Source organism: Parasphingorhabdus marina DSM 22363 (assembly GCF_900128895.1).
GTDB lineage: Bacteria > Pseudomonadota > Alphaproteobacteria > Sphingomonadales > Sphingomonadaceae > Parasphingorhabdus > Parasphingorhabdus marina.
Window position 1 is genome coordinate 416,253 of the sequence record NZ_FSQW01000001.1, and the last position, 22,753, is coordinate 439,005.

General features: G+C 59.6%; 23 protein-coding genes. 13 read left to right on the top strand and 10 right to left on the bottom strand.

Going from position 1 to position 22,753, the window contains the following annotated elements; translation table 11 throughout:
• Window positions 1-14 precede the first annotated feature (14 nt).
• On the bottom strand, window positions 15-752 hold the full coding sequence (locus BUQ90_RS02075; RefSeq protein WP_239447330.1) for a 6-phosphogluconolactonase: 738 nt from the start codon (window positions 750-752) through the stop codon (window positions 15-17).
• 193 nt (window positions 753-945) lie between these two features.
• On the opposite strand from BUQ90_RS02075, the gene BUQ90_RS17370 reads away from it, so the two are divergent.
• Window positions 946-1,695, top strand: coding sequence for a CPBP family intramembrane glutamic endopeptidase (locus BUQ90_RS17370; protein ID WP_159437009.1), 750 nt, complete (start codon window positions 946-948; stop codon window positions 1,693-1,695).
• 5 nt (window positions 1,696-1,700) lie between these two features.
• Here BUQ90_RS17370 and gspI read toward each other — a convergent pair whose 3' ends face one another.
• Both gspI and BUQ90_RS02090 read right to left on the bottom strand, forming a co-directional pair.
• The gene (gene gspI, locus BUQ90_RS02085) at window positions 1,701-2,135 is read right to left on the bottom strand and encodes a type II secretion system minor pseudopilin GspI (protein WP_074203489.1); all 435 of its coding nucleotides are present in this window, start codon (window positions 2,133-2,135) and stop codon (window positions 1,701-1,703) included.
• Window positions 2,132-2,668: a GspH/FimT family pseudopilin gene (locus tag BUQ90_RS02090; protein WP_143182692.1), complete on the bottom strand. Its 537-nt coding sequence runs from the start codon at window positions 2,666-2,668 to the stop codon at window positions 2,132-2,134. Before BUQ90_RS02090 ends, gspI begins: the two co-directional genes overlap by 4 nt.
• Window positions 2,669-2,785: 117 nt before the next feature.
• Between BUQ90_RS02090 and BUQ90_RS02095 the strand changes: the two genes are divergently transcribed.
• From BUQ90_RS02095 to BUQ90_RS02130, 8 genes are all read left to right on the top strand, one after another.
• Window positions 2,786-3,583, top strand: coding sequence for an enoyl-CoA hydratase-related protein (locus BUQ90_RS02095; RefSeq protein ID WP_074203490.1), 798 nt, complete (start codon window positions 2,786-2,788; stop codon window positions 3,581-3,583).
• A 2-nt stretch (window positions 3,584-3,585) separates the two neighbouring features.
• Window positions 3,586-5,691, top strand: a complete 2,106-nt coding sequence (locus BUQ90_RS02100; RefSeq protein ID WP_159437010.1) for an alkyl/aryl-sulfatase — start codon at window positions 3,586-3,588, stop codon at window positions 5,689-5,691.
• Window positions 5,692-5,723: 32 nt separating this feature from the next.
• Window positions 5,724-6,881, top strand: coding sequence for an acyl-CoA dehydrogenase family protein (locus BUQ90_RS02105; RefSeq protein WP_239447331.1), 1,158 nt, complete (start codon window positions 5,724-5,726; stop codon window positions 6,879-6,881).
• Window positions 6,882-6,890: 9 nt separating this feature from the next.
• Window positions 6,891-7,907, top strand: coding sequence for an acyl-CoA dehydrogenase family protein (locus tag BUQ90_RS02110; RefSeq protein WP_074203491.1), 1,017 nt, complete (start codon window positions 6,891-6,893; stop codon window positions 7,905-7,907).
• A gap of 99 nt (window positions 7,908-8,006) precedes the next feature.
• Window positions 8,007-8,984, top strand: coding sequence for an NAD(P)H-dependent flavin oxidoreductase (locus BUQ90_RS02115; RefSeq protein WP_074203492.1), 978 nt, complete (start codon window positions 8,007-8,009; stop codon window positions 8,982-8,984).
• A gap of 2 nt (window positions 8,985-8,986) precedes the next feature.
• Window positions 8,987-9,772, top strand: coding sequence for an SDR family NAD(P)-dependent oxidoreductase (locus tag BUQ90_RS02120; protein WP_074203493.1), 786 nt, complete (start codon window positions 8,987-8,989; stop codon window positions 9,770-9,772).
• Between the two features lie 33 nt (window positions 9,773-9,805).
• Entirely contained in the window at window positions 9,806-10,486 is a 681-nt protein-coding gene (locus BUQ90_RS02125) for a glutathione S-transferase family protein (RefSeq protein ID WP_074203494.1), read from the top strand.
• An 86-nt stretch (window positions 10,487-10,572) separates the two neighbouring features.
• Window positions 10,573-11,367, top strand: coding sequence for a CPBP family intramembrane glutamic endopeptidase (locus tag BUQ90_RS02130; protein WP_084192434.1), 795 nt, complete (start codon window positions 10,573-10,575; stop codon window positions 11,365-11,367).
• Window positions 11,368-11,370: 3 nt separating this feature from the next.
• Here BUQ90_RS02130 and BUQ90_RS02135 read toward each other — a convergent pair whose 3' ends face one another.
• The 5 genes from BUQ90_RS02135 to BUQ90_RS02155 form a co-directional block, all read right to left on the bottom strand.
• Entirely contained in the window at window positions 11,371-12,345 is a 975-nt protein-coding gene (locus BUQ90_RS02135) for an alpha/beta fold hydrolase (protein ID WP_074203496.1), read from the bottom strand.
• A complete protein-coding gene (locus tag BUQ90_RS02140; protein ID WP_074203497.1) occupies window positions 12,338-12,736 on the bottom strand; it encodes a RidA family protein in 399 nt (132 codons plus the stop codon). Before BUQ90_RS02140 ends, BUQ90_RS02135 begins: the two co-directional genes overlap by 8 nt.
• A gap of 2 nt (window positions 12,737-12,738) precedes the next feature.
• Entirely contained in the window at window positions 12,739-13,497 is a 759-nt protein-coding gene (locus BUQ90_RS02145) for a crotonase/enoyl-CoA hydratase family protein (RefSeq protein WP_074203498.1), read from the bottom strand.
• 190 nt (window positions 13,498-13,687) lie between these two features.
• A complete protein-coding gene (locus BUQ90_RS02150) occupies window positions 13,688-14,812 on the bottom strand; it encodes an acyl-CoA dehydrogenase family protein (protein ID WP_074203499.1) in 1,125 nt (374 codons plus the stop codon).
• A gap of 15 nt (window positions 14,813-14,827) precedes the next feature.
• The gene (locus tag BUQ90_RS02155; RefSeq protein WP_074203500.1) at window positions 14,828-16,042 is read right to left on the bottom strand and encodes an acyl-CoA dehydrogenase family protein; all 1,215 of its coding nucleotides are present in this window, start codon (window positions 16,040-16,042) and stop codon (window positions 14,828-14,830) included.
• A gap of 141 nt (window positions 16,043-16,183) precedes the next feature.
• Between BUQ90_RS02155 and BUQ90_RS02160 the strand changes: the two genes are divergently transcribed.
• The 3 genes from BUQ90_RS02160 (at window position 16,184) to BUQ90_RS02170 (ending at window position 19,735) form a co-directional block, all read left to right on the top strand.
• A complete protein-coding gene (locus BUQ90_RS02160) occupies window positions 16,184-18,415 on the top strand; it encodes a molybdopterin-containing oxidoreductase family protein (protein ID WP_159437011.1) in 2,232 nt (743 codons plus the stop codon).
• Window positions 18,412-19,176, top strand: a complete 765-nt coding sequence (locus BUQ90_RS02165; RefSeq protein ID WP_074203501.1) for an SDR family NAD(P)-dependent oxidoreductase — start codon at window positions 18,412-18,414, stop codon at window positions 19,174-19,176. Before BUQ90_RS02160 ends, BUQ90_RS02165 begins: the two co-directional genes overlap by 4 nt.
• A gap of 79 nt (window positions 19,177-19,255) precedes the next feature.
• Window positions 19,256-19,735, top strand: a complete 480-nt coding sequence (locus BUQ90_RS02170; RefSeq protein WP_074203502.1) for a flavodoxin family protein — start codon at window positions 19,256-19,258, stop codon at window positions 19,733-19,735.
• 41 nt (window positions 19,736-19,776) lie between these two features.
• Here the strand turns inward: BUQ90_RS02170 and BUQ90_RS02175 are convergent, their stop codons facing one another.
• The gene (locus BUQ90_RS02175; RefSeq protein ID WP_084192436.1) at window positions 19,777-20,058 is read right to left on the bottom strand and encodes a helix-turn-helix domain-containing protein; all 282 of its coding nucleotides are present in this window, start codon (window positions 20,056-20,058) and stop codon (window positions 19,777-19,779) included.
• A 439-nt stretch (window positions 20,059-20,497) separates the two neighbouring features.
• On the opposite strand from BUQ90_RS02175, the gene BUQ90_RS02180 reads away from it, so the two are divergent.
• A complete protein-coding gene (locus tag BUQ90_RS02180) occupies window positions 20,498-21,907 on the top strand; it encodes a bifunctional AfsR/SARP family transcriptional regulator/alpha/beta hydrolase (protein ID WP_074203504.1) in 1,410 nt (469 codons plus the stop codon).
• Window positions 21,908-21,931: 24 nt separating this feature from the next.
• Here the strand turns inward: BUQ90_RS02180 and BUQ90_RS02185 are convergent, their stop codons facing one another.
• Window positions 21,932-22,693: a hypothetical protein gene (locus BUQ90_RS02185; RefSeq protein WP_074203505.1), complete on the bottom strand. Its 762-nt coding sequence runs from the start codon at window positions 22,691-22,693 to the stop codon at window positions 21,932-21,934.
• Between the last annotated feature and the right edge of the window lie 60 nt (window positions 22,694-22,753).

A 22,753-nucleotide genomic window follows, 5' to 3' on the forward strand; every position in this document is an offset into this window, starting at 1 on the left:
CGGTTCTCCCGGCTCTAGTTCTCGACGTAGATATCCACCGGCACCGTCAAATCCGCAAAGACCCGCCCGATCGGGGCCATGCTGGTTGCACCCTGGTCGATCTCCATTTCAAGCGCGGACTGCGCAGCCGCACCCCGCAGGACCAGCAATACCGTACGGGCCTCGCAAATCGCCGCCTTGGTGATCGTCACCAGCGGGGCATCGCCATCGTCGGGCATGATCCCGACCGCGCGTTTTTCCCTGGGTCCGTCGAGCGCCTCTTCCATGTCGGCGCTTTGCATGATCCCGGCCGTGCTGCCTTCTTCACCCAGGCCGAGCCAGACCAGATCGGGCGGCCATTTGACATCCTGCAGCCGGGCATCGGCGGCTGAACCAGCCAGATGATAGTCGTCATTTTCCGTCGCGATCGGAAGGACCCGGGCACCGCGCGTCAGGAACAGCTGCGCCAGGGCCTTCACATGGCTGCGCGGGTCATCGACCGGCACCAGATAGTCATGGGTCGGGATGATGGTGACATGTTTCCACTTGACCTGCTGTTCGGCCAATGCCTCGAGTACCGGCATCGCTTCGTCGCTGACCGGCAACGCCAGCAGGGCCTCGCCCCGCGCATCGAGGGCGCTTTCGATGATGAATTTGATATCGCCGGTGACCGCTTCAACCAGCTCTGCCGGATCATCAAAATCCCACCATTCGAGCTGTGAATCTTCGCCTTCCGGCAGATCGTCCATGTCCCAGGATTCGGTATCGCTCATAAGTCTTTCCGTTGCTGTGCTTTCCCGGCTTCTAGTCGCTGGACCGTTGAGTACAAGAGGAAATCCCGTCCCGATCGGGCGGCGGGTTCGTGGAACGGGCCCGACCGTCACGGAAATCCGCCATCCCCGGTTTGACCCCGACCGACAATTCTGTCATGCTGTAATAATACAGTGGTTCAGTCGGGAGGGGCGAATGACGAGCGATCTGTTTTTGACGATGCTGATATGGTGGGTTCCGATTCTGCTGATTGTCGGATTGCTCAAGGCTGCCGGAAAGGTCGACCTGTCTCCTGTCTGGCTGCTGGCATCGATCGGCATTTATGCCGCCTATGCCATGATGGTCTTTTCCGGCATCAAAATACCCGGAGTCGAGAACATGTTCGTCGACCAGAGATATAACTGGTCGGGCAAGATACTGGCCATTTCGACCAGTATCATTCTTCTGGTCGCCCTGATCCGGACTTCACCAAAACTGACCTTCGCCGACGCTGGCGTGACATGGAAACAAAATGCAGGATCGATCGGGCCAGCGCTGGTGGTCACGGCACTGATGATCGGATTCATCATTGGGCTGCAGCTGCTGGTCAATGACGGCACAAATCTGAATGCTGAAACGCTGATCTATCAGGCCACGATTCCGGGGCTGGATGAGGAACTGATGTTTCGGGGGCTATTGCTGCTGACCCTGTCGCTCGCGGTCACCGGTCAGACATGGACCATCAAGGGCGCAACTGTTCACTGGGGAGCGATCGTTGCGACATTGTTCTTCGCCTGGGGACACAGTGTCTTCATTGTCGACGGCGCGGTGCAGGCGGACGTGGTGGCCATGGTGATCACCGGCCTGCTCGGCGCGGCCCTGATGTGGATCCGGCTACGCACGGGCAGTATCGTTATGCCGATCATCGCCCATAATGCGACCAATTTCGCCAATCAGTTCTTCTGACGACATCAGGATTCCGGCGGCGTCCCCGGCGGCGGCTGGACATCAAGCACCAGACCGGCCGGCCGCAATATGGTCAGCGATGCGGGTGCCCCCGACTCCGGATTGACGGCACCGATATCCACCTGAATGAACCGGCCATCTTCGGTCAGCTTCGCGCTCTGTGTCCATTGCCAGGTCAGTCCGCCATTTTCCGCCTGTCCCCGGGAGTCTCCCAGAGCCGGCGGCCGCGGATCGGTAAAGATCTCGACCGCCCGGTTGCGGACAACGGACTGGGCAGTGACCCGCAATTCCAGCTCGGCCGCGTTGCGTGTGGTAAAGGCCTGCAACCGGATCAGCGCCAGTGCGGCGAGACTGAAGACCGACAGGGCGACGAGCATTTCGATCAGGGTGAAACCGCGTTCGGAAGGCCGGCGATGCAGGATGTTGCGCAGCCCTGTCATTGGTCGTTGCCATCCGCCGGACCGTCGGGCCGGCCATCGAGCCGGACATCCCCCATCGGTGCGATGATGATGCGCCGTTCCTGATCCTCACGGGTCAGAATGATTTCTCCCGGATCTCCCGGCAATCCGGTGCTTTCAAAACTGATCAGCAGGGATCCGCGATCGCCCAGCGCGGGCGTGATGCCGCTGGCCCAGTTGGTCGAGACAAAGGGCTTGTCTTCGAGCACCGACCAGCTGCCCTTGCGCCGTTCCAGGAAACTGTAGCCGGAGGAGGTGACCTGAACCGCCATCGGACGAGACTGGAGGATCGCATTGTCCCGGAGCGCTGCGGTCCGGGCAGCAAATCGCTGCGCATCTTCTTCGAGAGCATTGCCGCCACTCGAAACCGTCAGCACCACCAGCGACGCGGTCAGCCCGATGATGAACAGGACGATCATCAGTTCCACCAGCGTGAAACCGGTTTCCCCGTTTTTCCCCGGTCTGTTGTTCCCGGGCCTGTCATTTTCGACATGTTGTCCGGATACGGAAATCATGTGATCAAATTCCTGTCGTCCCCATCCCTCTCTTGCAGAACCGCGGCGGGCCTGCAATGACACTTTTCACGAGTCCCGGGGCATGCCGGTGATCATAGTTGATGCGGAGATTCCACAATGAGCGAAGTCGTCCTTTACGATAAACAGGACCGGATCGTCACGATCACTCTCAACAAGCCGGAAACGCGCAATGCCCTGTCCAAGGATTTGTGCGAGGCACTGGTCAGCGCGGTCCGAAAAGCCGATGACGATGTGGGGGTGAGCTGCGTGATCCTCGCCGCCAGCGGCAAAAGCTTTTCCTCGGGTGGCAATCTCCATGAAATCAAGGCGATGACAGCAGAGCAGAACATGACACCTCTGCAGATCGAGCAATGGTACAAGACCGGCATTCAGCAGATCCCGCTCGCCATGGCAGACATCTCGGTCCCGGTTATTGCCGCCGTCAACGGCCACGCCATTGGTGCCGGCAATGATCTCGCCACCATGTGCGACATGCGCATTGCCGGCGAAGATGCAATTTTTGCCGAAAGCTTTCTGCGCGTCGGAATCATCCCGGGTGACGGCGGAGCCTGGTTGCTGCCCCGTCTCATCGGACAGGCCCGCGCCAACCAGATGCTGTTCACGGGCGAATTTATCGATGCCCACAAGGCGCTGGACTATGGCCTGGTGTCGGAAGTCCTGCCCGGTGACAAGCTGCTGGAGCGGGCCCGCGAACTGGCCGGGATGGTGGTCGGCCTGCCGCCGCTGGCGATCCGCAAGACCAAGGAACTGGTGCGGACCGCACAAAGTGTAACGCTGAAGGAAAATCTGGATCAGGCTGCCCTGTTCCAGGGTGTGCTGCAGCAGCTCGAAGACCATCAGGAAGCGATTGATGCCATCCTGGAAAAACGCAAACCGGTGTTCAGGGGGAAATGAACATGACGAAACGACTGCCCAATGCCAGACTGTTGTCAGCCGGCATGCTCCTTGCCGCAACGCCGCTGATACTGGCCGCCGCGCAAGAGCAAACTGGCCAGGAAACCGCAACAGGTCCCGAGGCCATTGACATTCCGGCCAGCGAAGCCGCCACCGCGCAACCCGCAGCAACTGTTCAGCCAGCGCCTCCGCCAGTAGCGGAACCTTCGGGTTATCAGCCGCCATCCGGCATCGCCATGCCGGCCACCCGGGCGGCCAATGCCGAAGTCGCAGCCAGGCTCCCGATTGATAACCAGAGCGATTTCAATAATGCCAATCGCGGTTTTCTGGCCAAAATCGAAGAACCGCAGATCCTCAACGAGGACGGCAGCGTGGCGTGGGAAGTGGGCCAGTTTGATTTTGTCAAGGACGCCGCACCGGACACTGTCAATCCTTCGCTCTGGCGCCAGAGCAAGCTCAACAGCATTCACGGCCTGTTCGAAGTCACCGAAGGCATCTACCAGATTCGCGGCTATGACCTGGCCCAGATGACCCTGATCAAGGGCACGACCGGCTGGATCGTGATTGACCCGCTGACCACCCCTGCCCCGGCCAGAGCCGGACTGGCACTGGCCAATGCCACGCTCGGCGCGCGGCCGGTCCAGGCCGTGATTTTCACCCATAGCCACGGCGACCATTTTGGCGGTGTCAGCGGTGTCCTGGACCCGGCTGACCAGCGGTTGCGCAATGTGCCAATCATTGCGCCGCATGGCTTCCTGCGCGAATCGATTGGCGAAAATGTGCTTGCCGGGACCGCCATGAACCGGCGCGTGCAATTTCAGTTCGGAACGAATTTGCCAGCAGGTCCGGCCGGACATGTCGGCACCGGTCTGGGGCAGGTGCTCTCTCAGGGCGATCTGTCTCTCTATCCTCCGACCCGAACAATCTCCAAGGACGGCGAGACCATGGAAATTGACGGAATCCAATTCGAGTTCATGGATGCGGGCGAGACGGAAGCCCCTGCGGAACTGGTCTTTTACCTGCCGTCGTTCAGGGCCCTGCACACTGCAGAGGTGGTCACCCGCAATTTCCACAACGTCCTGACTCCCCGCGGGGCACTGGTTCGCGACACGCTCAAATGGAGCAAGGTGATCGACGACATGCTGGCGCGCTATGGCGACAAGTCGGATGTGCTGGTGGCGTCGCACCACTGGCCGACATGGGGTGCGGTAAATGTCGAAACGGCGCTGAAAAATCAGCGCGATCTGTATCGCTATGTCCATGACCAGACCCTGCGTCAGGCCAATCAGGGCGCCACGATGCATGAGATTGCGGAGAATATTGGCGAGCCGGATTTTGCGGCCACCGACTTCGGTGTGCGCGGTTATTACGGCACGTTCAATCACAACAGCAAGGCGGTCTACCAGCGTTATTTTGGCTGGTGGGATGGCGTACCGGCCCATTATCACCAGCTGCCCCCGGCCGAGGAATCGCGCAAATATGTCGCGGCCATGGGCGGACCGGTCAAAGCACTGAATGTCGGCCAGACCGCGTTCAATTCCGGAGACTTCCGCTGGGCCGCCACGGTGTTCAATCATCTCGTCTTTGCCAATCCCGGAGATATTGTCGCAAAACAGTGGCTGGCTTCCACCTATGAGCAGCTGGGCTTTCAGGCCGAGGCGGGCACCTGGCGCAACATCTATCTGACCGGCGCGAAGGAGTTGCGCGAAGGCAATGTCCGCGGCGAGAATGTTGCGACCACCAATGCCCGTGTCCTCAACTCGATTCCGGCAATTGATCTTTTCGATGCGATGGCAGCGCGGTTCAATCCGGCAAAAATGCGCGGAGCCGGCGGCGTCATTCAATTCACATTTCCTGACCGCAACGAAGCCGTGAGCGTGGATCTGGGCAGCAGCGTCATGTTCCCGCGTGACGGAACGCGCGAGCTCTCTTCCACCCAGGTCACCGTCAGTCGGACCAATTTCACGCGCATGCTGATGCAGGAAGTGCAGCCCTCTGATCTGATCGTGTCCGGTGAAATGCGGGTGCTCGGCAATGTCATTCTGATGGCCCAGATGTTCGGCGCGCTGGATCCTGTTGATCCGCAATTTGATATTGTGACGCCATGAACAGACACGAGATACCGGCAAGAAAGACCTGAATGATGCAGCGTTTCAGTTTTCCCGTAGTCCAGCCAGATCCCGCACTGGAAGACCTCCGCGCGGAATTGCAGGGCTTTTTGCGTGAAGAGTTGAATGCCGGAAATTTCCGTCCTGAACCGGAGTGCTGGATGGCTTCGGCCGATCCGGAATTTTCAAAGAAAATGGGCACACGGGGCTGGATCGGCCTGACCTGGTCCAAACAATATGGTGGCCAGGGAAAATCGGCGCTCGAGCGCTATATCGTCACCGAGGAAACGCTGCGGGCAGGTGCGCCGGTGGGGGCGCACTGGATTGCCGATCGTCAGCATGCGCCGATGCTGCTCGAACATGGCACCGAGGAACAGAAGCTGGATATCCTTCCACGCATTGCTGCAGGTGAATGTTATTTCGCGATCGGTCTGAGCGAACCGGGGGCCGGGTCCGATCTCGCCAATGTGAAAACCCGGGCCGAGAAAGTCGCCGACGGCTGGAAAATCAATGGCCAGAAAATCTGGTCCTCTGGCGCGCATATGTCGCACTATATGGTCGCCTTGCTCCGCACCTCGCCAGCCGATGGCCGCAACCGTCATGTCGGCCTGTCGCAGATCATGATCGACCTCAGTCTGCCCGGTGTCACGATCCGGCCAATCACCGATCTGTCCGGCGACGCCCATTTCAACGAGGTCTATTTCGAGGATGTCATCGTCCCGGACGATTGTCTGCTTGGCGAAGAAGGCGGCGGCTGGAAACAGGTCACCGGGGAACTGGCCATGGAACGCTCCGGTCCCGAGCGATTCCTGTCGAGCTACATCACGCTCGAAACCGCGCTCTACCAGTTGCAGGGCAAGCTGGGTTCCGACAGCCAGGCCCGGCTGGGGAAACTGGTCGCCAGTCTGCGCACACTCAAGGGCATGTCCTGGGGCATTGCCAATCTGCTCCACCAGGGGATTTCACCGGAAACCGAAGCGGCGCTGGTCAAGGATCTCGGCAACCGGCTCGAGAATGACCTCACCCAGCAAGTCCGTGCGATGCTCAATGATCTGCCGGCGGAGGAGTGGAGCGACGAGATGCGGCGGATTATCAATATCGGTGTCCTGCGATCACCGCCCAACACGCTGCGCGGCGGGACCACCGAAGTCATGCGCGGCATCACCGCCCGCCAGCTGGGTCTGAGATAGGAGCGGCGGATGATCAACACCGAAGGCATGGTCGCGGAAACCGCGGCAAAGATTTTCACCGACCTGTGCGGGCGCGAAATCCCGCATCAGGCAGAAGCCGGCGCCTATCCGCAAGAGCTGTGGGATGCGCTGGTCGAGAACGGCCTGCTCCTGGCATGGGTCAGCGAGGACAATGGCGGATTCGCCGCCGAGCCGGATGAAATATTCGGCGCGATCTGGGCGTCGGTACAGGCCGCATCTCCGGTACCCTTTGCGGAAACGCTGCTCGCCAACCACATGCTCGATCAGGCCGGACTGGCACCCGCCAGTGGCAGCGCCAGTTTCGCTTTTTCCGGAGCAGATATCCCGTTCGGCGGGCAGGTGGAGCAGATCGTGCTGTTCGATGCAAAACAGGGGACTATCAGCCTGTTCGACAATCCGGCTGATGAGCGAAGGCATGTCGATTCGCTGTCTCCCGATGGTGCAACCCGGTTTGATCCTGCCGGCAAGGCGGCGCTTGCAAGCGCGAAGACCAATTTCACAGGCCGCGCGTTCGAGGCACTCATCCTGACGGTGCGGGCGGTCCAGATGGCTTCCGCGATCGAAGCCGCGCTCAACCTGTCCATCGCCCATGTCTCCGAACGCGAACAATTTGGCCGGCCATTGTCAAAATTTCAGGCCATCCAGCATCAACTGGCCGTTGCCGCTTCCGAAAGCGCCGCCGCAACCATGGCTGCAACCCAGGCCGCCAGCGCCTGCGCCCGGAATGGGAATGATCCGGCAAAGGCCTGGCACGAAGCGGTCATCGCCAAGGTCCAGATCAGCCACAGCGTCGAAGCCGTCACCGTGCCCTTCCATCAGGTGCATGGCGCGATGGGATATACCCAGGAATATGACCTGCACCACTATACAAGGCGTCTCTGGGCGTGGCGCGACGCGCTCGGTAATGAACATCACTGGTCCCGGCTGCTGGGCGCGGAGCTTGCCGTAGCGTCACCCGACCAGATCTGGAAAGGCGTGACAACGGGCGAGTGGATTGCTAGTTAATCGCGCGATTAAACTGATTCCCGGCCGGGGCTTGCAAGCGTCCAGTCGTTCCATGAACAGCCCGGCCACGAGCGGTCCGGAAAGCGAGGAGCAAATCTCATGAAAACACGTATCACCGAATTATTTGGCATCGAGCATCCGATCATCCAGGGCGGCATGCATTATGTCGGATTTGCGGAACTCGCAGCCGCCGTGTCCGAAGCCGGCGGATTGGGGATCATTACCGGACTGACCCAGAAGACGCCGGAAGATCTTGACAAGGAAATCAAGAAGGCGAAGGAGCTGACCGACAAGCCGATTGGGGTCAACCTCACCTTCCTGCCAATTACCACCGCGCCGGACTATCCCGGCTATATCGACGCGATTGTCGGCAACGGCATCAAGGCAGTCGAAACCGCAGGCAATAATCCCCAGCAATATCTCCCGAAGCTCAAGGAAAATGGCGTCAAGGTGATCCACAAGTGCACCGCCGTGCGTCATGCGCTCAAGGCCCAGAAAATTGGCTGTGACGCCGTATCGGTCGACGGTTTCGAATGTGGCGGCCATCCCGGCGAGGACGATATTCCGAACATGATCCTGTTGCCCCGTGCCGCGGATGAGCTGGACATTCCGTTCGTTTCCTCGGGCGGACAGGCTGATGCCCGCTCGCTGGTCGCCTCGCTTGCGATGGGCGCAGAAGGCATGAACATGGGCACGCGGTTCATTGCGACCAAGGAAGCCCCGGTGCACCAGAATGTGAAGGATGCGATTGTCGCCGCCAGCGAGCTGGACACCCGGCTCGTCATGCGTCCGCTGCGCAATACCGAGCGCGTGCTCAACAATGCCGCAGTCGAGAAGCTGCTCGCCAAGGAAAAGGAACTGGGCGACAGCATCCAGTTCCAGGACATCATGGAAGAAGTGGCTGGCGTCTATCCCAGCATCATGATGGAAGGCGACATGGACAAGGGTGCGTGGAGCTGCGGCATGGTCGCAGGCCTGATCAACGACATCCCGACCTGCAAGGAGCTGATCGACGGGATCATGGCCGATGCCGACAAGATCATCAATGACCGCCTGAAAGGCTTCCAGGCCGCCTGATCATGGAACCCTATCAGCCGCTGAGCCGTTCGATTGCAGGCAAGAAAGCCATTGTCACCGGCGCAGCCAGCGGCATGGGACGGGCCACCGCCCATTTGTTCGCCTCCGAAGGTGCACAGGTGGCGGTGACGGATCTGGATCAGGGCAAATGCGATGCCGTGGTACAGGAGATCGCGGATGCCGGTTATGACGGTTCGGCGGATGCCTGGGCGCTGGACGTCAGCAATCCGGATGTCATCACCGCGGTTGTCGGCGATATTGCGCAGGCCTTTGGCGGGATCGACATTCTCGTCAACAATGCCGGGTTCGCGATTCCGGCCGATGTCGCCGAAGAGAGCTACGAGAAAGCCTGGTCGCCGACCCTCGAGGTTATGCTTTCCGCCCATCAGCGCATGATCCGCGCCGCCTTGCCGCACCTGCGCGAGGCCGAGCATCCCCGGATTGTCAATGTTGCGTCGACAGAGGGCCTCGGCGCTTCACCCGGCAACAGTCCCTATGTCGCGGCGAAACATGGCGTCATCGGCCTGACCCGCGGACTTGCCGTCGATCTGGGCCGCGAGGGCATAACCGTCAATTGCATCTGCCCGGGTCCGATCCGCACCGGCATTACCGATGCCATTCCGGAAGAACATAAAACCATCTATGCCAAGCGGCGGGTGCCGCTGCGCCGCTATGCCATCCCGGAAGAAGTCGCACACATGACCCTGTCCTGTGTATTGCCGTCAGCCGCGTTCCTGACCGGCGCCGTCATCCCGGTGGACGGCGGACTGACCATCAAAAATGCCTGACTGCCCGCCCATCGTCTTGAAGGAGATTGCCACATGATTACCCTCCACCATCTCGAATATTCGCAATCTTTCCGCATTCTCTGGCTGCTCGAGGAACTGGGCACGGAATATGAGCTGAAGCTCTATAATCGCAATGCCGACAACAATCTCGCCCCCGATGCGTACAAGGCGCTCTCGCCGCTCGGTACCGCGCCGGTCATCACCGATGAAAACGGGCTGGTTCTCGCCGAGAGCAATGCGGTGATCGATTATATTCTCGACCAGCACCCGGACAGCCCGTTGCGCCCGGCCGGGGGGAGCCCGGAACGCGCCGACTATCTGTTCTGGTTCCATGCCTCAATCGGCAGCATGATGCCGATGCAGTTCATGGACGGGATTTTCACCGTGCTGCAGAAACGCTCACCCTTTTTCCTCCGGCCGGTGATCAGTGCCGTGCTTGGACAGGCACAGAAGTTGCTGGTGCAGCCGCGGATGACAACGATACTCGATCGTCTGGAGCATGATCTGGCCCGCCACAAATGGCTCGCGGGTGACCAGCTGACAGCAGCGGATATCACGATGAGCTATTGCATGGCTTCGGCAAAACAGCGGGGTTTTGTCAATGACAGCCGACCCGGCTGCATGCGCTGGCTTGAACAGATGGAAGCCACGCCGTCCTATCAGTCTGCGATGGCAAAAGACGGCCGCGAGACGATGGTCTTTTCCTTCGACTGACTTTCCCCGGTGATCACAGGCCGAAGCCAGTGGCTCACTCGTCGAAACAGGTGCCGTGACCCGGTTTTTTCGCCTAGTTCGGCTTGATGACCACCGCGACACCCATGCCAATGCAGCGCTGGCCGCTGCTGCTGCCCATTTTGCTGATCACGGCGACACTATTGCTTTTCCGGATCGAAAAACTGTTGCCCGTGGAATCCCCCTTTGCTGGCGACATGATTCACAGCACCCTGCAATTCCTGCTGGGCTTTGGCGTTTTGTGGCTGCTGAAAGCATTCGGCCTGTTCGCGCAGACCGGTCTTCTCAGGCCCGTCCACGAGTGGCCCCGGCGCTGGCCGCTCGCGGTGATTCCGATGGCAATGATCGGCCTGATCAACCTGTTGTCTGTCGAATGGAGCCAGTTGCAATTTGATTCCGTCCGGTTCGGCGGGTGGATCTATAACAGCCTGTCGACCGGCTTTTTCGAGGAAATCCTGCTGCGCGGATTCTGCTTCTACTATCTCTACCGGTGCTGGCAGGAACGGAAAAACGGCCTGCTGATGGCGGCCATCGCCCAGGCATTGATCTTCGGTCTTGCCCATCTGTCCAACCTGCAATCCGTCCCGGCTGGCGATGTCGTCCCGCAGGTCATCTACGCCACCCTGCTCGGCATCGGTTTCGCCGGAATCGCAGCCTATGCCGGCAGTATCTGGCCGGTCATGGGCGTCCATGCCTTTATCAACGCGATGGGCGACCTGAACAATTTCTTCGGACCCGACCTGCCGGACGAACCCGGAAGTCTGGCCAGTTATGCCGTCGCAATTGTCGTCATCTCCTGCGCATCGACCCTGCCCGGGCTGTACCTGCTCAGGCTGGCGCGTCAGAAAGCCGTTGCCTCCTGAAGATCAGTTCCAGAGGGCCAGCACGGATCGCAGCGCGGTGACGAAGGCCAGCGGCTGATCCAGCATCAGGTGGTGTTCCGCTTCGGGCACCGGGATCATCGGGATACGACCGCCACCCAGCTCACGCAGATAGGCAGCACTGTCGGAATCAAACAATTTGCTGTTTTCGCCATAAACAATCGCCAGCCGGTGTGGCAGATCGACAATCCGTTTTGGTGCTTCCAGCCATTTCGCCTGATCATTCTCGCTGCGATAAAAGACTTTGGGATCGAACTTCCAGGTCCATCCCCTCTGGTCGCCATCGTCCACCCGGCGCATCGAGTGCCAGGCCATATATTCCATCAGAAACGGGGTCTGCACATCCTGTTTTGGCGCCAGCACAAATCGCCCGCGCGCGGTTTCATAATCCGGATAGATATTGTTCGGCTTGTCCGATTTGCCGGAACCGGGAGGCCCACCGCCGCCCTTGAAATGGGCCATCAGTTTTTCCGGACGCATGATCATCAGATCGCAGATGATCAGACCGCCAAATCGTTCCCCGGCCAGCTCCATGGCCGTGAGGGCCACACCCGATCCAAAACTGTGTGCGATGATCTTGGGTTTTTCCGGACCCGAGAAAAGATCCAGCGCCTCGGCCAGCGCCACCATGTCTGCGGCGCGCTGCGCGCCCTCATATTCGGCGCCGATCTCGCTTTCCCCCATGCCGGCCAGATCATAGGCGATGATATCATGGTCCTCAGCCAGAAATGGCGCGATAAAAGCGAAGCAGCGAGCATGGGCGAGAAAGCCGTGGGTCAGCAGCAGGGGCGGCTTGCCGCGCGTTCCCCATCGGAAATAATGGACCTTGTGGCCGTTGACCTCGACAAAATCTTCCTTGCGCGGCACAGCCATCGCCTTGATGAACCACTCGGGGAGCTCATGTCCAGCCGCCCATTGATCAACAATATCGGTGCTGCCCGACGGCATTGTATCAGACAACCGCTATCGCCTCGATTTCGATCATCAGATCAGGGGCAGCCAGTGCCGAACAGCCGATCAGGGTAAAGGCGACCTGGTTGCCTCCCAGAAACTCAAGGATGGGACCGAACGCCGCGTTCCCTTTCTCCTCCGTGTAATCGACCACAAAAGCGCGAGCGGAGACGATATTTTCCGGGCCGGCCCCCGCTGATTCCAGCGCTTTCCCGAGATTGGCACTCGCCAGCCTGGCCTGCTCCGCAATATTGTCAGGTGGCGGGTCTCCACCCGGCGTCCAGGCGACCTGGCCAGAGATGAAGATCATCTTGCCCGGCGTGCAGGTGGTAACCTGGGAATAGCCCATGGCCCCGGCATCCGGCAGCGTGTCGGGATTGATCCGTTCGATCTCCGCCATGGCTATTTGCCTTTCCAGTTCGGTTTGCGTTTCTCGGCAAAGGCAAGAGAACCTTCGCGTGCATCTTCCGATGTGAACAGAGGTCCCATGATCTCTGCCTGCTTCTTCCAGGCTTCTTCACTGGTCCAGTCGTAGCTTTCATTGATAATCTTCTTGGTCGCTTTCAGCGCCAGCGGACCATTGGCGGCCACGGTCGCTGCCAGCTCCACCGCCGCGTCCAGCGCCGGACCATCGGTCAGGCGGTTGACAAAGCCAACATCATAGGCCCGCTGGGCGGAGAAAAACTCTCCGGTCAGCGCCAGCTCCATCGCGACTCGCTTGCCGACCAGTTGCTGCAATTTGATCACACCGCCCGCAGCCGCCACAAGGCTGCGCTTCACTTCGGGAATACCGAATTTCGCCTTGTCATTGGCGACGCAGAGATCACAGGCCAGAGCCAGTTCCATTCCGCCAGCCAACGCATAGCCTTCCACCGCCGCAATCAAGGGTTTTTCCGGACCCTTCTCGGTGATGCCACCAAATCCATAGCCCTTTACCGAAGGCGTTTCGCCGCGCAAAAAACCCTTCAGATCCATGCCCGAACAGAAGGTCCCGCCAGCGCCGGTCAGGATCCCCGCGTTGAGACTGTTGTCATTGTCGAGCTGTTCCATCGCCGCACGAATGCCTTCGGCGGCAGCCTTGGTCATCGCGTTCTTGGCCTCGGGCCGGTTAATGGTGACGATGATGAAACCGTCCTGAATATCGGTGAGTACTTCTGACATGGTCTTCTCCTTTTAAGAGGGTTACAAAGTTGACACCCTGTCACCCTTTGATTTTCATTCTATCCACCTGACTTAAAACGTTTTTCATGGCCTCGTCGGCGGGTGACAGGTTGCAATCCGTTTTTCCAGCCCCGTCTGTAACTTCTTCGGCCGCCTTTATGGCCACCTATGATGAAGTAGGACAGGTGCATCAATCAAACAGCAATCCGGCCAGCTTGGACCGCTGATAGGCGGCATCACCGATCAGCGCGCCCTTGAATATCGCCTGTCGCCGATACAGCTGGGCATCGCAGTCATGGGTGAAACCAAAGGCACCGTGGAACTGGATGCCGCGATCGGCGGCCTGCGCATAGCTGCTGTGCGCCTGCGCCGCCGCCATCCGTACGGCCACTTCACCGCGTCCTTGCTCGCTGAAACTGTGCGCCGCGCTGTAGAGATGCGTGCGCGCCTTTTCATATTCGACATAATTGTCGACCGTCGGATGCTTGAGCGCCTGATAGCTGCCGATGATCTTGTCGAACTGCTTGCGGGTTTTCAGATATTCCAGCGTGTAATCGATCACCGCCTGTGTTCCGCCGGTCATTTCCGCCGCGTGGATCAGCCCCGCAGCCAGCTCGATCTTTTCGACCGTTTCGCGGGTGCGGGAACCATCGAGCAGCGCATCCGCGGGCACGGATATTCCATCCAGAGTCAGTTCAAAGCTGCGTGCCGTTTCGTCGATAATTTCTTCGCGGCGCAGCGCATTATCGCCCACAGCAGACCGTTCGATGAGGACGAAACGCACGGCATCGTCCACCTTGACGCTGGCGATGATCACTGCGGCGCTATCCGCCCAGAGGACCAGCTGTTTCTTGCCCGACAGCTTGATCTGGTCCCCGTCGACCACACCCGTACAGGCGATATTGGTCAGATCCCAGTCGCCATTATCTTCCCGCAGCGCCAGCGTGGCTGCTGCGCCTTCGGCAATTTTCGGCAGCCATGCCGCCTGCTGCGCTTCATTGCCGCCGGCGAGCAATGCCTGCGCCGCGAGCGTTGTTGTGCCGAACGGCGTGTTCATCAGATTGCGGCCCATCTGCTCGGCAATCGGCACCACTTCGGCCATCGACAGGCCAACCCCGCCATGCGCTTCCGGAATGGCAATGGCCAGCCAGCCGAGTTCGCCGATCTCCTGCCAAACCGCGGGATCATAGCCGAGATCTTCCTCAATCAGCGCCCGCACCTTTTCGATCGGGCTCTTGTCGCGACAGAAATTCGTCGCGACGTCCAGCAGTTCAATTTGTTCTTCGGTCGTGCCGATAGTGCCGAGATTGTCCATGATTTGTCTTTCTGATCAGCGAGTCTTGGGCAGGCCAAGCGCATGTTCGGCCACGATATTGCGCTGGATCTCGGACGTTCCGCCGCCGATTGTGGCGGAGAAACTGTTGAGATAGGAGCGGTGCCAGTAGCCGTCATCCACGGCATTTTTATCCCCGACATAATAGCCGGCCTTCGTCCCCTGGAAGCCCAGGGAGAATTCGGTCAGTTCGCGGATCAGCTCGGTGCGTGCCAGCTTGTTCATCAGCGGCAGACCCATCGGCTTGTCCTGCATCAGCTGCGGCATCCGGCGACGGGTATTGTTGAGATTGAGCGCCTGGATATCGATCATATATTGCGTCATCTTGTCACGCATGACCGGATCATCGAGCAGCGGTTTGCCATTGCGCATCGAGTTTTTCGCGAGCTCGACAATCTGCATCACGTCCAGTTCTTTGACGAAATAACCGCCAACCGGCTTGACCTTCGCGCCGCGCTCATATTCCAGCGTCTTCATCGCCATTTTCCAGCCTTCGCCTTCCTCGCCAAACAGGCAGTCGGCAGAGATGCGCGCATCGGTGAAGAAGCACTGAACGAAACCATATTCGCCAGTCAGCTTCTTGATCCGGCTGGTGGTAATGCCGTCCACCTTCATCGGGTTCAGGAAGAAGCTGAGACCAGCATATTTGTTCGGCGCATCGAAATCGGTCCGCGCGAGCAGGATCATGTATTTCGCCCGGTCGCCCAAAGAGGTCCAGATTTTCGAGCCGTTGAGGACATACTCGTCCCCGTCTCGGACGGCCTTGAGCTGGGCATTGCCGAGGTCACTGCCATGCTCCGGTTCGGAGAAACCCTGGCACCAGATATCCTCGGCGCTGAGCATTGGCTTGATGAATTTCTGTTTTTGCTCTTCGGTACCCAGATCGAGGATCAGCGGTCCGGCCCAGCCATTGCCGATGGCGTTGATCATGATCGGCGCGTCATGTTTCTTCATCATGCGGGTGGCCACGCGCTGGAAATCCATGTGCATGCCGCCGCCGCCATATTCCTTTGGCCAGCTCGCGCCGAGATAGCCGGCTTCATAAACCTTGCGCTGCCAGTCGCGGAGGAAATCAAACTGCTGGTCAGTCGACACTTCCATGAAGGTAAGCGGCAGCATGAACCCGGGATCCTGGACCGTATTCTCGCGGAACCAGGCATCGGCGGCTTCGCCATATTCCTTCAGCTCGGCTGCACTCGGTTTCTCGGCCATGATCTCGCTCCTGAAAATCTCTTATCAATAGGGCCAGTGGCAGCTGGCGCCACGCTTCCCTAATCTGGGAATCAACGACCTGTTAATTGAACGATTAAAAATGAAAAAGCAATGGTCGGAAATATCAGTCCGGAGAGAGAAATGCCTGCCGAAACAGTCACCGAACAAAAACATGTGATGTGCCGCGCCTGTCACGCCCATTGCGGGTTGATTGTAGACTTTGAAAATGGTGTTCCAGTGCGCACCCATGGCGACAAGGACAATCCCGAATTCGAAGGATATAGCTGCATCAAGGGGCGTCAGCTCGCCAATTATCACAGCTTCGACACCCGGCTGCTGACCAGCTACAAGGGCATGAAACACGGCCAGAAGGAAGCGATCCACTGGCGCACGGCGGCGAGCGAAATCGCGGAGCGAATTGAAGCGATTGTTGCGGAACATGGCCCCGACAGCATTGCCTCCTATGTCGGGACATTTGGCTATAACAATCTCAACGGTCATGCTTTCATGCTGGCGCTGATGGAGGCAATCGGGTCGACTTCGGTCTATGACAGCGTGACCATCGACCAGCCGGGCAAGGGCATCGCCCGTGCGCTGGTCGGACCATGGCTCGCCGGAGCGCCAAGGGTTGGCGACTGGGACGGGCTGATGCTGGTCGGGACCAACCCGGTGGTCTCAATGAACGGTGGTCTGGGCATGAACCCGGCAAAGAAACTGCATGATGCGAAGAAGCGCGGCATGCAGTTGATCGTCATCGACCCGCGCGTGACTGACAGCGCCAAACGCGCCGATCTCCATCTGCAATGCCGTCCGGGCGAAGACCCGGTCATCCTCGGTGCAATTGCCAAGGTGGTGATCGAGGAGGGTCTTTATGACAAGGATTTCGTCGCCAACGATGTTGACGGATTCGAGGCACTGAAAAAAGCTGTCGCGCCATTCGATCCGGCGCTGGCCGCGCAGCGCGCCGATGTGGCGGCGGAGGAAATCGTCCAGGCAGCCCGCATGTATGGCAGCTGGAAAAAGGGAAGTATTAGCGTCGGCACCGGCCCGAACATGGCCGGTGGCGGTAATATCACCGAATATCTCAACCTGTCGCTGACTTCGATCATGGGCCACTGGCTCCGCGAAGGTGACATCAACAGGCGCAGCGGCGTGTTCATGAAGCCCGCGCCACCAGTGGCCGCCTCGCCCGGTCCGATCCCCGCCTGGGGCTTCGGCCGCAAACTGCACAGCCGTGATCTCGAACAGAGCATTTCCGGCATGCCGACCGCCGCGCTGCCCGATGAAATCCTGACCCCCGGGGACAAGCAGGTGAAAGCGCTCATCTGTCTGGGCGGCAATCCAATGCTCGCCTGGCCCGACCAGCTCAAGACGTTCGAGGCGATGAAAGCGCTCGATCTACTCGTCTGCCTCGACCCGCGCATGTCGAAGACTGCAGAACTGGCGGATTATGTCATCGCACCCAAATTGCATTATGAAGTCCACGGCAACACCGCTGCACCGGAACTCTATGGCGGTTTTGGTGCCGGCTGGGGGTTCGAGAATAATTATGCCCAGGCAAGCCTGCCGATCATGGACTCGCCGGAGGGATCGGACCTGTGCGAGGAATATGAATTTCTCCACACGCTCGCCAGCGAGATGGACAAACCGCTCAAGATCAAGTCCTGGGCGCTGGTGTCCCATCCCGATGAGCGGGAAGAAAAGGCCACGGTCTTTGAACCAGGCAAAACACCCGATCCGATCACCGCGTGGAGCGCGGCATTGAACGGCTCACCCGTCCCGGTGGCGGATGTCTACGCCGATCCGGAAGCGCAGAAAGGCAAGATCATCGATGCCCAGGCGCTGATGGTCCAGCCCAAGCCCGCCGACTGGGAAGGCAAGCTGTCGGTCGGCAATGCGGCGATGATGGAGGAGCTGGGCGCATATGCAACGCGCCTGGGCCAGCCTGTCGAGGAAACCGCCTTCCCGATGCGGATGATCGGACGGCGGATGACCGAGATCCACAATTCGAACTGGCATGAGGATCCGGTCCAGCGCAAGCGCGTCCCGCATCACCCTGCCTTCATGAATCCCGTGGACATGGAGCGCCTGGGCCTTGCCGAGGACCAGCCGGTGGAAGTGGAATCCGCCCGCGCCTTCATCAGCTGCGTCGCCAAGGCGGACAAGACGGTCAAGCCGGGCTGCGTCTCGCTGCCGCACAGCTGGGGCACCAACCCGGACGAAAAGGAAGACCCGCTGGGTGAAGGCGGCAATACCGGGCGGCTCTCGTTCAATGACCGCGATTTTGACCGGCGGACGGGTATTCCGCTGATGAGCAGCATCCCGATCCGCGTGCGGGCAAAACAGGAACAATCGCTGGAGGCAGCCGAATGACCAATCCGCTTTTCGATCTCACAGGCGAAGTCGCCGTCATTACCGGCGCGGGTCGCGGCATTGGCGAAGGCATGGCCAAAACCCTCGCCGACGCCGGATGCCATGTCGTCTGCGCCGCGCGCAGCGTCGACCAGATCCAGTCCGTGGCGGATGAAATCAACGCCAGCAACAGTGGCGGGCGGGCGATTGCCCAGGCTACCGATGTCACCAGCCGCGAGGATATGGAAGCCCTCGCCCAGCGTGCGGTCGACGAGTTTGGCCGGCTCGACATCTGGGTCAACAATGCCGGTGGTTCGCTGATCTCCGCGCCGCTCACCGAGCTCGACGAAGCGGAATGGGACAAGACAATGGCGGTCAACCTCACCTCCGTCTTTCATGGTGTCCGCGCCGCCTGCAAACATTTCGGAGAGGGCAGCCGGATCGTCAATACCAGTTCGATGGCGGGGCAGGATCCGTTCCCCGGCAGCGGCCATTACAGCGCCGCCAAAGCCGGGGTGCTGATGCTGACCAAAACGCTCGCGCATGAACTCGGCCCCAAAACCCGCGTCAACGCGATCCTGCCGGGCTTTGTCCCAACCGAGACGGTGAAGGAAGCGCTGAGCATGAAGGACGAGGATTTTATCGGCTTTGAAGACACGCTGGGGCTCCCGGCCGGCCGGCTCGGTACCCCGCAGGACATTGGCGCCCTGACACTCTATCTGTGCGCCCCGGCGTCGGAATGGGTGACCGGTCAGTGTATCCGGATCGCTGGCACGCCCTGATCGAAGAATCAGCGCTGACGGGGTGACTTGATCCGTATCAATGAACGGCCCGTGCCGATGGTTTAAGGGTCACGTCATTATGAAAACACTGATCCTTTTCTATTCGCGCACGGGCACGACCGAAACGGTCGCCGACGCGCTGGCGGCGGAGCTGGATGCGACAGTCGCCAGAATATCCTGCCGAAAATATGATGGCGGCTGGTTCCGTTATCTTCTGGCCGGATATGACAGCGTGAAGGGACGCCTTCCGAAGATTGAAGTTCCGGATCTGGATTTCCGGAGCTTTGACCGCATCATTCTGGGTACTCCAATCTGGACAAGCTACCCCGCGCTGCCGATGCGCGCGTTTCTCTCGGGCAAGCCGGACCTGCCGGACCATATGTCCCTGTTCCTGACATTTGGTGGACATTCCCCGCCGGAAAAGGCAGAAGAATTCCTGTCAGACCTGCTGCCCGGAAAACTGGAAGCCCGGCTGAACATCTCCCAAAAAGCGGTCGATGCCGGGCAGATTTCCGGACCGGTAGCAGAATTCGTCCGGAAACTGGGAGATACTCACTAATCCGGTTTGCCGTGGTTTCGGTATCGTGCAAGCTGCTGTTTTCAGGCAGCGCCGGCATTTGCCGTCGCCCGGCCGATCCTTCGGACCATGCCGCCTTTGAAATCGAGAAATCCGGCCTGAATGGCGCATGCCACCATATGGGTCCGGTTTCTGGCACGCAGTTTCAGCCGGACATTCTCGACATGGCGATCGACGGTGCGCGGAGATATTTCCAGATAGCGGGCCACTTCTTTGGCCGAGAGGCCGAGAATGACATATTCGAGGACTTCCTTTTCCCGGGAAGTGAGCACGGGTTCGTTGCGAGACAATGACGACAATAGCATGGGGGGACACCTTTTATCGGAAACCTGCGATACATGGCATCGCAGATAGGAGAAAAAACGGGGCCACACTCGCGTGCGGCCCCAGGGGGAGGGCGGGAGAAAACCAAATATGTTTAATCCAGCTCCGGATGCGAGGATCGCGAGGGTCGCGAAGGGTATTTCAGTCTATCCTGCCGTTCGATGTCCTGCGACGCCGGACGACAGGGGGATATGGTTCATCATGCATTCCTTCTATTTTCCAAAGGGGGTAAATCGCTTCGAGCGAGCGGCCATCCCATGATAGCCTTGCGTGTCATCCAGCATGTCCGCAGGCATGTTAATTGCGTTGTATTTTGCCGTTGCCACAAGAAATCCCGGATGGATTGCGGGGAGGGCTGGTGCGGATCAGATGCTGAGGGTAAATGACACGCAACTCGCGGGGCATGTGAGCAAGGTGGTTATGAACGATCTGGAAATTGACGTGCTCGGCGGGCTGTCGGTGCGTCGAAACGGGAGCATCCTGAAACTGCCCGCATCGCGCAAGGCGCGAGCCATGCTGGCCTATCTTCTGCTCACCGGCAAGCCGCAGCATCGCGAACGCCTGTGTGACCTGTTCTGGGAAGGGCCTGACGATCCGCGGGGAGCCTTGCGGTCAGCCCTCTGGAAGTTGCGCCGGCTGATCAACGAACCGGGAGCCGAACGCATCGTCGCCACCCGCGAATGGGTGCGGTTCGAACCGGTCGCGGTCCGGATCGACTTCGCCAGGCTGACCGACCTGGCAAAACGGGGCATCTTGCCGGACCGGGAGCAATATGCCGAAATTCGCGCAGCCCTGGATCAACCGTTGTTGACCGGCCTCGATTTGCCGGACCACGCGCTCTACCAGGCCTGGCTGACAGCAATGCGCGAGGAATCGGAATCGCTCCGCACACGCCTGCTGCCCGATCTTGGTACGCGGACAGGCAACCCCATGGAACCGCAAAGCCAGCGATTGCTGCAGCGCCAGAAAATCGGCTTTGCCCAAGTCAAAGATGGCACCCGGATCGCCTGGGCGCGGATTGGTTCCGGTCCGCCACTCATCAAGGCGGCCAACTGGCTCAATCATCTGGAACTGGACTGGGACAGCGAGGTCTGGTCGCCCCTGTTTCAGGAACTGGCGCGGGATCACACCCTCATTCGTTATGACGAACGGGGCAACGGCATGTCCGACTGGGATGCACCCGATCTGGGATTTGATGCCTTTGTCACGGATCTGGAAACCGTGGTGGCCAAAAGCGGGGCCGAACATTTCCCTTTGCTGGGGATATCCCAGGGTGCAGCGGTGGCTATTGAATATGCCGCGCGAAATCCCGAGCGGGTCAGTCATCTTGTACTGTGGGGTGGTTATGCGGCGGGCTGGCGCGTCGATGACAGTCATGACACGCAATCACGCGCCGAGCGGGAAGCGTTGATCACTCTGGTGTCCAAAGGCTGGGGGCGAGATGATTCCAGCTATCGCAACCTCTTTTCGCGGGCGCTCATTCCCGGAGCGACAATGGCGGAGCGGGATGCGTTTGACGAATTCCAGAGAAAGACCGTGTCGGCCGCCAATGCCGCCCGGTATCTCGAAACCTTTGCCGATATTGATGTCCGGCACCGCCTCGATGCCATCCAGTGCCCGACACTGGTCATGCATGCCCGCGGTGATCAGCGGGTTCCGGTCGAAAAAGGCACGGAACTGGCCGGCAGCATCCGCGGCGCAGAATTTGTCACACTGCCAACCGACAATCATCTGCTGCTCGGGCGCGAGCAGAGCTCAGAGCTGTTTGTAGCCCATGTCCGTGAATTCCTCTCAACCAATGGCAAGGGCAGCGCCGGAAATCGCCGATGACCCTGGCACCCGCCGGTCAGAGATTTACCGCAAAATGAAACTCGTGCGGTCCACCCCTGTGTTGCCCGTGCGGGGATCATAGGCCGTCACCAGAATTTCATAGGTGCCTTTTTCTGCCGTCGAAACGTCCACCGCATATTGGCTCGTCTGCCCGGTGAAGGTCATCGCTTTTGGTGAACGTCGCGTGCCGTTGTGATGAACTTCTGCGGTAATTTCGATGGCATCCGAATCCCAGGTCCCGCCAGGCGAAGTGGGACAACCGCATATCATGACGACATTGGCACGGATCGTCATCGCCTGCGGATTATTCTCGACATAGCTGTGGGCAGCGGGAGCGAGAATATCGACGGCGAACCCCGGCACCCGGATCAGCCAGCCATCGCCGCTATCGAGGTGCTTTCCTGGCAAAACCCAGCGCGTTGACGAGGCTTCCGCTCCGGTCTGGGGCTGGGCGTTCGGCCCGCTGACTGTCACCCGGACCCGGCGCGGCCGGTCAATGTCGAGCGTGGCAACATAAACGGCATCGCCCTCTTCCGACAAAGTTCCATAGCGCGGCTTCGGCGTCCGGACGATACGGTCGGTATTGCCGGTCTTGCCGCGCGTCACGCCAGTATCGAGTATCTCGCCGGTATCGGCATCCGCAATCACCACATTCATGCCGGACATGCCGCTGCCGATAAATTTCGCATCGACGGACAGGGCGCGCACCGCAATGCGGGTTTCTTCGGCCGCCGCGGTTCCGGTCAGCATGAAAAATGCCGCGAGGCCTGCTATCCACTGTTTCATTCACTGTCTCCTGTGCCGGGGTGATCGGATGCGCATTGTAAACCACATCCTGCCGCCCAA

Coding starts and splice junctions, on each gene's coding strand:
- BUQ90_RS02115 (WP_074203492.1), top strand. CDS start 8,007: ATGAAAACACGTATCACCGAATTATTTGGCATCGAGCATCCGATCATC.
- gspI (WP_074203489.1), bottom strand. CDS start 2,135: ATGACAGGGCTGCGCAACATCCTGCATCGCCGGCCTTCCGAACGCGGT.
- BUQ90_RS02155 (WP_074203500.1), bottom strand. CDS start 16,042: ATGGCCGAGAAACCGAGTGCAGCCGAGCTGAAGGAATATGGCGAAGCC.
- BUQ90_RS02175 (WP_084192436.1), bottom strand. CDS start 20,058: ATGCTATTGTCGTCATTGTCTCGCAACGAACCCGTGCTCACTTCCCGG.
- BUQ90_RS02075 (WP_239447330.1), bottom strand. CDS start 752: ATGAGCGATACCGAATCCTGGGACATGGACGATCTGCCGGAAGGCGAA.
- BUQ90_RS02100 (WP_159437010.1), top strand. CDS start 3,586: ATGACGAAACGACTGCCCAATGCCAGACTGTTGTCAGCCGGCATGCTC.
- BUQ90_RS02180 (WP_074203504.1), top strand. CDS start 20,498: ATGAACGATCTGGAAATTGACGTGCTCGGCGGGCTGTCGGTGCGTCGA.
- BUQ90_RS02160 (WP_159437011.1), top strand. CDS start 16,184: ATGCCTGCCGAAACAGTCACCGAACAAAAACATGTGATGTGCCGCGCC.
- BUQ90_RS02140 (WP_074203497.1), bottom strand. CDS start 12,736: ATGGCGGAGATCGAACGGATCAATCCCGACACGCTGCCGGATGCCGGG.
- BUQ90_RS02185 (WP_074203505.1), bottom strand. CDS start 22,693: ATGAAACAGTGGATAGCAGGCCTCGCGGCATTTTTCATGCTGACCGGA.
- BUQ90_RS02170 (WP_074203502.1), top strand. CDS start 19,256: ATGAAAACACTGATCCTTTTCTATTCGCGCACGGGCACGACCGAAACG.
- BUQ90_RS02090 (WP_143182692.1), bottom strand. CDS start 2,668: ATGATTTCCGTATCCGGACAACATGTCGAAAATGACAGGCCCGGGAAC.
- BUQ90_RS02150 (WP_074203499.1), bottom strand. CDS start 14,812: ATGGACAATCTCGGCACTATCGGCACGACCGAAGAACAAATTGAACTG.
- BUQ90_RS02165 (WP_074203501.1), top strand. CDS start 18,412: ATGACCAATCCGCTTTTCGATCTCACAGGCGAAGTCGCCGTCATTACC.
- BUQ90_RS02145 (WP_074203498.1), bottom strand. CDS start 13,497: ATGTCAGAAGTACTCACCGATATTCAGGACGGTTTCATCATCGTCACC.
- BUQ90_RS02105 (WP_239447331.1), top strand. CDS start 5,724: ATGATGCAGCGTTTCAGTTTTCCCGTAGTCCAGCCAGATCCCGCACTG.
- BUQ90_RS02120 (WP_074203493.1), top strand. CDS start 8,987: ATGGAACCCTATCAGCCGCTGAGCCGTTCGATTGCAGGCAAGAAAGCC.
- BUQ90_RS02110 (WP_074203491.1), top strand. CDS start 6,891: ATGATCAACACCGAAGGCATGGTCGCGGAAACCGCGGCAAAGATTTTC.
- BUQ90_RS02130 (WP_084192434.1), top strand. CDS start 10,573: ATGACCACCGCGACACCCATGCCAATGCAGCGCTGGCCGCTGCTGCTG.
- BUQ90_RS17370 (WP_159437009.1), top strand. CDS start 946: ATGACGAGCGATCTGTTTTTGACGATGCTGATATGGTGGGTTCCGATT.
- BUQ90_RS02125 (WP_074203494.1), top strand. CDS start 9,806: ATGATTACCCTCCACCATCTCGAATATTCGCAATCTTTCCGCATTCTC.
- BUQ90_RS02095 (WP_074203490.1), top strand. CDS start 2,786: ATGAGCGAAGTCGTCCTTTACGATAAACAGGACCGGATCGTCACGATC.